Source organism: bacterium (genome assembly GCA_030654305.1).
GTDB lineage: Bacteria > Krumholzibacteriota > Krumholzibacteriia > LZORAL124-64-63 > LZORAL124-64-63 > PNOJ01.
Map to the genome: position 1 here is coordinate 1 of JAURXS010000209.1, position 10534 is coordinate 10534.

Annotated in this window: 11 protein-coding genes and 1 pseudogene; 2 read left to right on the forward strand and 10 right to left on the reverse strand. The window is 72.3% G+C overall.

What is annotated here, in order from left to right:
• On the forward strand, nucleotides 1-211 hold a 211-nt coding region (locus Q7W29_05625; GenBank protein MDO9171293.1), incomplete at its 5' end, for a peptide-N-glycosidase F-related protein.
• Here Q7W29_05625 and Q7W29_05630 read toward each other — a convergent pair.
• From Q7W29_05630 to Q7W29_05675, 10 genes and pseudogenes are all read right to left on the reverse strand, one after another.
• Entirely contained in the window at nucleotides 168-629 is a 462-nt protein-coding gene (locus Q7W29_05630) for a DUF6508 domain-containing protein (GenBank protein ID MDO9171294.1), read from the reverse strand. The two genes, Q7W29_05625 and Q7W29_05630, sit on opposite strands and share 44 nt — an antisense overlap.
• Before the next feature lie 7 nt (nucleotides 630-636).
• Nucleotides 637-1101: pseudogene (locus Q7W29_05635) on the reverse strand (pyridoxal-phosphate dependent enzyme).
• Between the two features lie 53 nt (nucleotides 1102-1154).
• A complete protein-coding gene (locus tag Q7W29_05640) occupies nucleotides 1155-2276 on the reverse strand; it encodes an ABC transporter permease (GenBank protein MDO9171295.1) in 1122 nt (373 codons plus the stop codon).
• A 4-nt stretch (nucleotides 2277-2280) separates the two neighbouring features.
• Nucleotides 2281-3378, reverse strand: a complete 1098-nt coding sequence (locus tag Q7W29_05645; protein MDO9171296.1) for an ABC transporter permease — start codon at nucleotides 3376-3378, stop codon at nucleotides 2281-2283.
• A complete protein-coding gene (locus tag Q7W29_05650) occupies nucleotides 3375-4103 on the reverse strand; it encodes an ATP-binding cassette domain-containing protein (protein ID MDO9171297.1) in 729 nt (242 codons plus the stop codon). The genes Q7W29_05645 and Q7W29_05650 overlap by 4 nt, the downstream gene beginning before the upstream one ends.
• Nucleotides 4100-5053, reverse strand: coding sequence for an ABC transporter ATP-binding protein (locus Q7W29_05655; GenBank protein ID MDO9171298.1), 954 nt, complete (start codon nucleotides 5051-5053; stop codon nucleotides 4100-4102). The genes Q7W29_05650 and Q7W29_05655 overlap by 4 nt, the downstream gene beginning before the upstream one ends.
• A complete protein-coding gene (locus Q7W29_05660; GenBank protein ID MDO9171299.1) occupies nucleotides 5050-5934 on the reverse strand; it encodes an efflux RND transporter periplasmic adaptor subunit in 885 nt (294 codons plus the stop codon). Before Q7W29_05660 ends, Q7W29_05655 begins: the two co-directional genes overlap by 4 nt.
• A 16-nt stretch (nucleotides 5935-5950) precedes the next feature.
• Nucleotides 5951-7255 (reverse strand): TolC family protein, encoded by a 1305-nt coding sequence (locus tag Q7W29_05665; GenBank protein ID MDO9171300.1) that lies wholly within the window; start codon nucleotides 7253-7255, stop codon nucleotides 5951-5953.
• Nucleotides 7252-7956, reverse strand: coding sequence for a helix-turn-helix domain-containing protein (locus Q7W29_05670; GenBank protein MDO9171301.1), 705 nt, complete (start codon nucleotides 7954-7956; stop codon nucleotides 7252-7254). Before Q7W29_05670 ends, Q7W29_05665 begins: the two co-directional genes overlap by 4 nt.
• A gap of 118 nt (nucleotides 7957-8074) precedes the next feature.
• Nucleotides 8075-9499 carry an MBOAT family O-acyltransferase gene (locus tag Q7W29_05675; GenBank protein MDO9171302.1) on the reverse strand — a complete coding sequence of 475 codons (1425 nt, stop codon included), beginning with the start codon at nucleotides 9497-9499 and terminating at the stop codon, nucleotides 8075-8077.
• Nucleotides 9500-9579: 80 nt separating this feature from the next.
• On the opposite strand from Q7W29_05675, the gene Q7W29_05680 reads away from it, so the two are divergent.
• Nucleotides 9580-10534, forward strand: a 955-nt coding sequence (locus tag Q7W29_05680) for a chorismate-binding protein (protein MDO9171303.1), incomplete at its 3' end; no start/stop codon positions are given.

Here is a 10534-nt window from a genome sequence, read left to right on the forward strand (position 1 = left end):
CGCCTCGGGCAACTTCTGGAACGGGATGAGCTCGTCCGACTTCAGCCGCTCGGGCTGGTGCCCGGGCGCGGCCGTGAGCGCGGTGCCGGTGCCGCTGCCGGGGCTGACGCCCGGCCGCCACACGGTGCGCGTCGCGATCCCCCTGGGGGCTCCCGAGGGCGACAGCTTCAGCGCTTGGAACGTGTCCGGGGTGCTGGTGGGCGAGCGGTAGGCGGCGGGGCGTCGTCCAACGACCCGATCTCGGCCAGCCTCTCGAGCAGGCGTCGCACGTGGCCGTCCACGATCATCGTCTCCCAGAATCCGTCACCGAAACGCTCGCCGCGGACGCAATAGGTGAGCAACGTCTTGATCCGTGCCAGATCGGCGGCCCTGATGGCCTCGTGGTCGTCGAGCATCGAGCCCGCTTCCGCGGGGCTGTAGCCGGAATCGGTCCAGCACTCTCGAGCCGCCAGACGGAAGAAATGCTCGACCTCCTCGGCGTAATCCGGGTAGGTCATCGTGGTGACGCCGTTCTCTCCCGTCGAACAACCGGACCGATCCACGACCGGCTCGAACCCGTCCGCATAGAGGATCGACAGGTAGGAGACGAGTTCGGCGATTTCCCTCTTGGTCGGATTCCGTGAAATCATCATCGCCTCACGCGCCCGCGTACAGCGCCTTGCTCAGGTACTTCATCTCCGAATCCACCGCCACGGTGACCATCGTGCCGCCGGCCTGTTCCAGGATCTCCTCGCCCATGCGGTCGTAGCCGCGCAGCTGGTCGGCGTTGTTGAGCTGGTCGATCCAGCAGCAGCCCGGTTCGGCGGCGAGGCCGCGCGCCGTCTCGATCATCGCGAGCGTCAGGGCCCTGGTCGTGCCGCCGGTGGGACTGGGGACCAGCGCGAGGCGGGCGCCCAGGGCCTGCATGTGGTCGCGCTTCTCCCGGCTGAAGGCGTCCGAGGTCACGATCCGCAGGGGGATGCGCTTCGCGGCGCACACGAAGGCCAGCGAGACGCCCGTGCTGCCGCCCGTGTACTCGACCACCGAACCGCCCGGGGACAGCCGGCCGTCGGCTTCGGCCGTTGTGACCATCGCCAGCGCCATGCGGTCCTTCATGCTGCCGGCGGATGTTTCATGTCGCACTCACACGTGCTGATTCCGACAGGAAAGGCCGTCTAACTCCTCGCCGCCTCCCGCCTGAACGCCAGCACCGCCCCCCCGAACGCCGTCACCCCCATCCCCAGCAGCGTCAGCAGCTCGCCGGCGAGATCCGCCAGCCCCGCCCCCCGCAGCAGCACCCCGCGCGCGATGTCCATGAAGTACCGCATGGGGTTGATCCGCGTCAGCCAGCGCGCCCACTCCGGCATGTTGTCGACGGGGAAGAAGAACCCGCTGAGCATGATGGCGAAGACCAGGAAGAACCAGACCGTGAACATCGCCTGCTGCTGCGTGTTCGAGGCCGCCGAGGCCAGCAGCCCCAGCCCCAGGGTCACCAGCAGGTAGGCCAGCACGCCCAGCAGCAGCACCCACGGCGAGCCCAGCATCGGCACGTGGAACCACAGGCGGGCGAACAGCGTGGCCAGCGTCAGGTCGAACAGCGCGATCAGCCCGAACGGCAGCGTCTTGCCGACCACGTACTGCAGCGGCGTCAGCGGCGTGACCAGGACCTGGTCGAGGGTGCCCAGCTCCTTCTCCCGCACCACGGCCATGCCGGTGGCCAGGGCGGAGATGATCGTCACCAGCATGACGATCACGCCCGGCACCATGAACAGGCGGCTCTCCAGCTCGGGGTTGTACAGGAACCGCACGACCGTCTCCACGCGCGGCGCGGACGCGGCCGCGCCCGCGTGCGCCGCCGCGAAGCGTTGCGCCTCCTGCATCGCGATGGCGCCGGCGTACCCGGCGCCGCGTCCGGCGAGGCTGCTGTTGGTGCCGTCGACGTCGATGCCCAGCGAGGGCGCGCGTCCGGCCAGCGCGTCGCGCTCGAAACCAGCCGGCACGCGCACCGCCAGGTCGCAGGCCCCGGCCCGCAGCAGGGCCTCCAGCTCGTCGCCGTCGCGGGCCACGGGCCCCGGCACGAAGATGTCCGAGGCCGGGAAGGCGTCCAGGACGGCGCGGCTCAGCGCGGTGCGGTCCTCGTCCAGGGTCGCGACCCGCACGTTGCGCAGGTCGTTGTTCAGGGCGTAGGACAGCACCAAAAGCTGGAAGATCGGCAGCGCGAACACGACCCGCAGCAGGGCGGTGTCGCGGCGCAGCTGTTTGAACTCCTTGCGCACGAGGCAGAGCAGCGCTCTCAAGCCTTCACTCCAGTCTGAGGCGGAAGCTGCGGATCGCGAGGGTCAGCAGCACCGCCGCCATGACGACCAGCGCCGCGGTCTGCAGGGGGAACCAGGCCTGGCCCTTGAGCATGATGCCGCGCAGCACCACCAGGAAGTGCGTCGCCGGCAGCAGGCGGCAGACGACCTGCAGCGGCCCCGGCATGCTGGCGATCGGGAACACGAAGCCCGACAGGATCATCGTCGGCAGCATGGTGACCATCAGCGCGGCCATCATCGCCACGCGCAGGCTGGGCGAGCGGGCCGAGATCAGCAGCCCCAGCGACAGCGCGATGACGATGAACAGCAGGCAGTAGGCCGCCAGCAGCCACCACGAACCGGCCATCGGCACGCCGAAGACCCACTTGCCGGCCAGCAGCACCATCGCGCAGTCCAGGGCGCCGAGCGCCACGTAGGGCAGCACCTTGCCCACGATCACCTGCGCCGGGGTCACCGGCGTGGTCAGGATCTGCTCGAGCGTGCCGGCCTCCTTCTCGCGGGTGATGGCGATGCTCGTCAAGAGCGCGCAGATCATCATCAGCACCAGCGCCACCAGGCCCGGCACCACGAAGCGCGCGCTGACCAGCTCGGGGTTGAACCAGACCCGCGTGCGGGCGTCGAAGGGGGCCGCGAGGCCCGCGTCGCGCAGCAGGTCGCGGTTGACCAGCGCGACCACGGCCTGCAGGTAGTTGGCGACCGTGGCCGCGGTCGAGGCGTCGGCGCCGTCCACCAGGATCTGGACCCGGGCCCCGCCGCGGGCGAGGTCCTCGCCGTAGCCGCGCGGCACCACCAGCGCGGCCTGCAGGCGCCCCTGCCGGAAGCCGGCCTCGATCGCGTCGCGCCCGTCCAGGCGCTCCGCCTCGATGATGAAGCCGCTGGAGGTCATCGCGCGCAGCAGCTCGCGGCTGCGGTCGCCGCCGTCGAGGTCGAGCACGCCGACCCGCAGGTCGCGCAGCTCCATGTCGATGACCGCGCCGTAGAGCAGCACCATCGTCAGGGGCATCAGCAGCGCCACGGCCAGGCTGCGCCGGTCGCGCAGGATGTGCAGGAACTCCTTGCCGGCCACCGCGAGGATCCGGTTCATGCGTCCACCAGCCTGAGGAAGACGTCCTGCATGTCGGCGCCGCCTGTGCGGGCCTTCAGGCCCGACGGCGTGTCCAGGGCCACGATCCTGCCCTGGACCATGATCGAGACGCGGCCGCAGTACTCGGCCTCGTCCATGTAGTGCGTGGTGACGAAGACCGTGACCCCGTCGGCCGCCTGCTCGTAGATCAGGTCCCAGAAGCCGCGCCGCGCGACGGGGTCCACGCCGCCGGTGGGCTCGTCCAGGAACAGCACCCGCGGGCGGTGGGCCAGGGCGCAGCCCAGCGACAGCCGCTGCTTGTAGCCCAGGGGCAGCGAGCCGGTCAGCCGGCCGCGCTCGGCGTCGAGGCCGAGACGCGGCAGCAGCTCGTCGGCCCGCGCCGCCAGCTCCGCGCGCCCGAGCCCGTACACGCCGCCGAAGAATTCCAGGTTCTCCAGCACCGTCAGGTCCTCGTAGAGGCTGAAGCGCTGGCTCATGTAGCCGATGCGCCGCTTGAGCGCGCCGGTGTCGCGGCCGACGCGGCAGCCGGCCACGCGCGCCTCGCCCCCGCTGGGCGGCAGCAGCCCGCAGAGCATGCGGATCGCCGTGGTCTTGCCGGCCCCGTTGGCGCCCAGGAAGCCGAAGATCTCCCCGCCCGCGACCTCGAGGTCGAGCGACTCGACGGCCGTGAAGTCGCCGAAACGCCGCGTCAGCCCGCGGGCGAACACCGCCGCTTCCCCGCTCACGGCGTCGCCTCCCCGCCGGCCGGCGCCGTCATCAGTTCCACGAACGCGTCCTCGATGCCCGGCGCGACCGGGTGCAGTTCCACCCCGGCGCCCGCGAGCAGGCGGGCGACCTCGTCGGCCTGCGCCGCGTCGTCGTGCACCACGTGCAGGCGGTCGCCGTAGCGGTGGACCTTCACGCCCGGCCGGGGCGAGGCCGCCAGGCGGGCCAGGGCTTCGGGCAGGCCCGCGCCGCGCACCTCCAGCAGGCGGCGCGGGAAGGCCGCCGCCACCTCGTCCGGGGTCCCGCGGGCGATGGCCCGGCCCTCGTGCATCAGCACGACCTCGTCGCAGAGGCCGGCCTCGTCCATGTACGGCGTGCTGACCAGCAGGGCGAGGTTGCGGCCGGCCAGATCGCGCAGGATGCGCCAGAACTCGCGGCGGCTGACCGGGTCCACGCCGGTGGTGGGCTCGTCGAGGACCAGCACCTCGGGGGTGTGGATGAGCGTGCAGCTCAAGGCCAGCTTCTGCTTCATGCCGCCCGACAGCTGGCCGGCGCGTCGCTTGCGGAACGGGCCGAGCCGGCTGAATTCCATCAGCTCGGCCTCGCGGCGCACGCGTTCGGACGCCGGCACGCCGAACAGGTCGGCGAAGAAGCGCAGGTTCTCCCCCACGGTCAGGTCCGGGTAGAGGCTGAAGCGCTGGGGCATGTAGCCGAGATGCTCGCGCACGGCGCGGGGTTCGCGGGCGCTGTCGCGACCGAGCACCCGCGCGACGCCTGCGTCGGGCCGCAGCAGGCCGCAGATCACGCGCATGGTCGTGGTCTTGCCGGCGCCGTCGGGGCCGATCAGGCCGCAGATGCGGCCCGGGGCCACGGCGAGGTCCAGGCCGCGGACCGCCGCGCGTTCGCCGTAGGACTTGTGCAGGCCCTCGACCCGGATGGCCGCTCCGCTCATGTCGTCGGCCGCGTTCAAGGCAGCCGCACCTCCGCCGGCATCCCCGCGTGCAGCCGGCCGTCGGGGTTGGCGACGCTCACCTTCACCGCGTGCACGAGCTGGGCCCGCGCGTGGCGGGTCTGCGCGTTCTTGGGCGTGAACTCCGCCTCTTCGCTGATCCAGGCGACGCGGCCGGTGAAGGCCTCGCCGGGCAGCGCGTCCACCGCGACCGGCAGGTCCTGCCCCAGGCGCACGCGGTCGAGGTCGGGCGCCTCGAGGAAGACCCGCAGCTCGAGCCGCGTGAGGTCGGCCAGACGCAGCGCCGTGCGGCCGGCAACGGCCACCTCGCCGGGCTCCAGGCTCCGCGTCAGCACCGTGCCGTCCAGCGGCGACAGCAGGACGCCCTCGCGCAGCTGGCGGTCCAGCACGGCCAGGCCCGCGGCGAGGCGGACCATCTCGGCGTCCAGGGCGGCGATGCGCGCGCGGGCCCCCTCGATGCGGTCGTCGGCCACGTCGCGCTGGGCGGCGAGGTCGTCGATGCGCTGGCGCGTGGCGCTGCCCTGCGCCAGCAACACCTCGGCGCGCTCGAGCGTGGTCGCCGCGAGGGCGCGCTGGCGGCGGGTCTGCTCCAGGTCGGCCGTCGCGGCGCGACGCTCCGCCACCAGGCTCTCGCGGCGGGCGGCGGTCTCGGCGCGCTGCAGGGCGATCAGCTCGTTGTCCAGGATCACCAGCGTGTCGCCGCGGGCGACGAGCTGGCCCTCGGCGGCGAACACGGCCAGCGCCCGCCCGCCGATCACCGGCGCGACGTCGACGACCGTGGCCTCGAAGGTCCCGGACGGATCGGGCAACGCCTTGCCGCCGCAGCCGGCCAGCGCGGCGAGGCAGACGAGCGCGATCGTGGTGGTGACGGTGCGGTTCATGATCTCTCCCGTGCGGTTAGCGGCCGAGGGTCCAGAGCAGCGACGCCTCGGCGAGGCGCTGCCGCGTGCGGACCAGGGACAGTTCGAATTCGGCGGCGGTCACGTCGTCCAGGGCGTCGAGGTACTCGCTCTCGCTGGCGTCGGCCCGCTCGTAGCGCGCGCCGACCATCTCGCCGATCCGACGAGCGAGCTCGGCGCGCTCGGTCGCCCGGTCCAGTTCCTCGCGGGAGGCGGCCAGGTCCAGCCGCGCCGCGGCGTTCGCGGCGGCGACGGCCTCCTGCAGGTCACGATGCCGCGCCGCCGCTTGGAGGGAGCGCGCCGCCGCCTGCGAGGCGCGCCGACTGCGGGCGCCGCCGTCCCACAGCGGCCAATCCAGGCTCACCCCCGCGGTGGCGTAGCTCATCCAGTCGTTGGTGAGCTGGTCGACGCCCGGGCGGCCGTAGTGGGCCGCCAGTTCGCCCCCGATGCGGGGCAGCAGCCTCCCGCGGGCCGCCGCGGCCAGGTGGTCCTGGCGGGCGCGCTCCGCCTGCAGGGACGCCAGGTCCGGCCGTTCCCCGACCGCCGCGGGGACGACGCCGTCCTCGAACAGCGAGGCGGCGAGATCCCCCGCCGGCAACACGATCTCGCCCGCGAGACCGACCAGTCGGCCGAGCGTCACCCCCGCCGAATCCCGCGCCGCCGCCGCGCGCGTCCGCCGCTGCTCGACGTCGCGCAGGCGGGTGACCGCGCGCAGGCGCATCTCCTCGCTGGCGGCGCCGGCCGCCAGGGCGCCGGCGACCTCATCGGCGTGGCGCCGCAGTCTCGTGGCGGCCAGATCGGCGGCCGCGAGCTGGGACTCCCGGCCCAGCGCCGCGTAGAACGCCCGACGCACCGCGAGGCTGAGGTCCTCGGCCGCCGCCGCGGTCCGCAGCACCGCCGCCCGACTCCCCGCCGCCGCCGCCGCGGCCGTGCCTGACAGTTCGCCGCCCGTGTACAGCGGCAGCGACAGGGCCAGGTTCACGTCGGCCACGTGCCCGTCGCCGAAGGACAGCGTGCGCGAGGGCAGCCCCGGCGCCAGGCTGATCTCCGCCTCCATCGATTCGCTGGCGTAGCGGTAGGTCGCCCCCAGCCCGAGCGCGGGCAGGCGCCGCGCCGCCGCCTCGTCGGCCGCGGCCGCGGCCTCCGCCATGGCCGCCCGCAGCTCCTCGAGCCGCGGCGCCGCGGCGTGCGCCCGCTGCAGGCAGGCTTCCAGGTCCAGGCGCGCGGCGGTGTCCGACGCCGCGACTCCCGTCGCCAGCGCCACGCAACACAACACGCACCAGACGGATCCGATCGTTGTCATCTTCGCTCCTCGTCCGCCGGCGCCGCGAGGATCCCGCCGCGGATCAGGTTCGTCAGCTGCGCGCGGTGCCGCGCCCAGGCTTCGTCGTCGGCCAGGGAGAAACCCATGACCTCGTGCGCGATCGGCTCCATGAAGACCAGTCCGAAGGCGTTGGCGATCAGGAACATCAGCAGCGAGGCGGGCGCCGCGTCGACCAGGCGGCCGGCGCTCTGCGCTTCGCCGATGAGGCCGAGCAGTTCGGCGCTGACCCCGAGCACGCCGTGCCGCCCCAGCTCCCGCACCGCGCGGCGCAGCCGGTCCGGCTCGGTGGCCAGCACCAGCCGCAGCAGCTGCAGGCGGACACGGTCGCGACGCAGCTCGTCGAGCATGCGCACCGGGTACTGCACGAAGAGCTCGGCGGGATCGAGATCGCCGTCGAGCCCGCCCACCACGGCGCCGATCATCGACAGGACCTCGCGGGTCACCACGGCGTCGACCAGGCGATCCTTGGTGCCGTAGTAGTAGTGGATCATCGCCTGGTTGACCCCGGCCTCGCCCGCCACCAGCCGCATGCTCAGCCCCGCGAGCCCTTTCTCGGCCAGCAGGGCGCGGGTGGCCGCCAGGATCCGCCCCGGCGGCGAATCCGCCGCGGGCGGCGCCAGTTCCGGCGGCAGGTGCGCCAGCACCTCCCGCAGCCTCCCGACCGGTGTCCGTTCGTCCATGCCGTCCCTTTCTCGAATCAGTTCCGATCATGATAGACTAATCGATTGATTAAATCAATCGAACAATCCAATATAATCGCAACATGCTGCCAATGATGCAGTTATCGCGTCGACGGCGTCAGAACTGGAAGTAGATGAATGGCGGGTTGCTGTAGACGCGGTAGACCGCCGCCGCCAGGGTGATCCCCATCAGCGTCGTCCCCACCGAGAACCGCAGCCAGGGGCGCCGCGAATCGGCCAGCCAGGTGTGGCTGCCCGTCGCCTCCTGCACGACGTCCAGCGTCAGCATGATCGCGCAGACCACGAAGACGTGCGCGGCGCCGAACGTGAACAGGCCCCGGCCGGCGGCGATCCCCGTCATGATCTTCCAGGCGGTCGGGAAGTCGGGCGAGCGGAACAGGATCTTGGCGATGCCGAGCAGGTGGAAGGTGACGACCACCTTCACCACGTCCCAGGCGAAGGCGCGCGGCGCGCGCGGCCAGTGCAGGTCGACCTTGCGCCCGTCGGTCAGGCGGTAGAGCACCAGGTAGAAGCCGTTGAACACGCCCCAGGCCACGAACGTCCAGCTCGCGCCGTGCCAGAGCCCGCCCAGGAACATCGTCACCATCAGGTTGACGTAGCCGCGCAGGCGGCCCTTGCGGTTGCCGCCCAGCGGGATGTAGAGGTAGTCCATCAGCCAGGTCGACAGCGACACGTGCCAGCGCTTCCAGTATTCGGCGGGGCTGCGGCTGAGGTTCGGCGCGCGGAAGTTCTCCATCAGCTCGAAGCCCAGCAGGTGCGAGACGCCGCGGGCGATGTCCGAGTAGCCCGAGAAGTCGCCGTAGATCTGGAAGCAGAAGGCGTACACGCCGGTCAACAGTTCCCCGGCGGTGCAGGCGCCGGGATCGTTCCAGACCTGGGTCACGTAGGGCGCCAGCGTGTCGGCCACGAAGAGCTTCTTGAAGAAGCCCATCAGGATCAGGTTCAGGCCCGTCTCGACCTGGCGCCGGGTCACCGTGCGGGGCTGCTGGACCTGCGGCAGCAGGCGGGTCGCGCGCTCGATCGGACCGGCCACGAGCTGGGGAAAGAAGGCCACGAACAGCGAGAATTCGATCAGGTCGTGCGACGGCTCCAGGCGGCGGCGGTAGACGTCGATCGTGTAGCTCATCGTCTGGAACGTGTAGAAGCTGATGCCCACCGGCAGCAGCACCCGCAGCAGCGGGACGTGGGGCTCCATCCCGAAGGACTCGATCAGCACGCCCATCGAGTCGACGAAGAAGTTGAAGTACTTGAAGAAGCCCAGCAGGCCGAGGTTCGTCGCCATGCTGACCAACAGCAGGCGCTTGCGCGCGGACGGGTCGTCGGTGCGGCCCATGCGGGCGGCGGCCCAGAAGTCGACGCCGGAGGAGACCCACAGCAGCAGCAGGAAGCGCCAGTCCCAGTAGCCGTAGAACACGTAGCTGGCGACCAGCAGGAACACGTTCTGCGGCCGGTGCCGCAGGCGCGGGTAGACCAGCAGGACCACGGCCATGAAGACCAGGAAGATCAGCGAATTGAACAGCATGGCCGGGACATTAGCCGCGCCGGCCCGCGCCTGTCAAAGACCGTGTTGACCGCCGCCGGACCGGCCGCGACACTGGGCGCATGGACGCCGCCCACCACCTCCTGGAACCCGTCGACCACGTGAAGCCGTTCTGGCGCCTCGTCGAGGCGTTCCGCGCCGGGGGTGCGACGGAGCCGGTCCTGTTGGACAGCGCGAACGGCGACGCCCAATTCGGGCGCTTCTCGTACCTGGGGATCGGCGAGACGGCGACCTTCGAGGCGCGCCGGCGACCGGACGGGCGGGCCGACGTCGAAACCCGCACCGGTGGCGCGACGCGCCGTCTGCCCGGCGTCGACCCCTTCGCAGCGCTGCGGGCCTGGCGCCGCGACACGGCGGCGCCGGCCGGAGCCCTGCGAGCGGCGCGCTTCCCTTTCGTCCACGGGATCGTCGGCTGGTTCGGCTACGAGGCGGGCCACTGCCTGGAGTCCTTCCCCGACACCGGGCGCGACGACCTGGGTCTGCCGGACCTGCGCTTCGTGAGGCACGAAGCCCTGCTCGTGCGCGACCACGGCGCGGGCCGCACCTGGCTGTCGGCCGTCGGACGCGGTCCCGACGGCGACGCCGCCCGCCGCGACGCCGACCGCATCGCCGGCGCGGTCCGCGACCGGCTCGCGTCCTGGGGGCCCCCGGCGCTGCCGCGGCGCCGTCCCCGCGCACGGCCGACGCCGTCGCAGGACGGCCCCGAGGACTACGTGGCCCGCGTGGCCGCCGTCCAGCGCGACATCCGTGACGGGCGCGTCTTCGAATGCTGCCTCACGCGCCGCCTCGAACTGGAACTGCGGGCGGACCCCTGGCGCCTCTACGGCAAGCTGCGCTTCGTCAACGAGCCGACCTTCGGCGCCTGGCTGACCCGCGGCGACGTCGCCGTGCTCTGCGCCTCGCCCGAGCGCTTCCTGCGCCTCGACCGCGACCGCCGGCTCGAGACGCGCCCGATCAAGGGCACCCGTCCCAGCAGCCCCGAACCCTACGAAGACGCCGCGTTGCGCGACGAGCTGG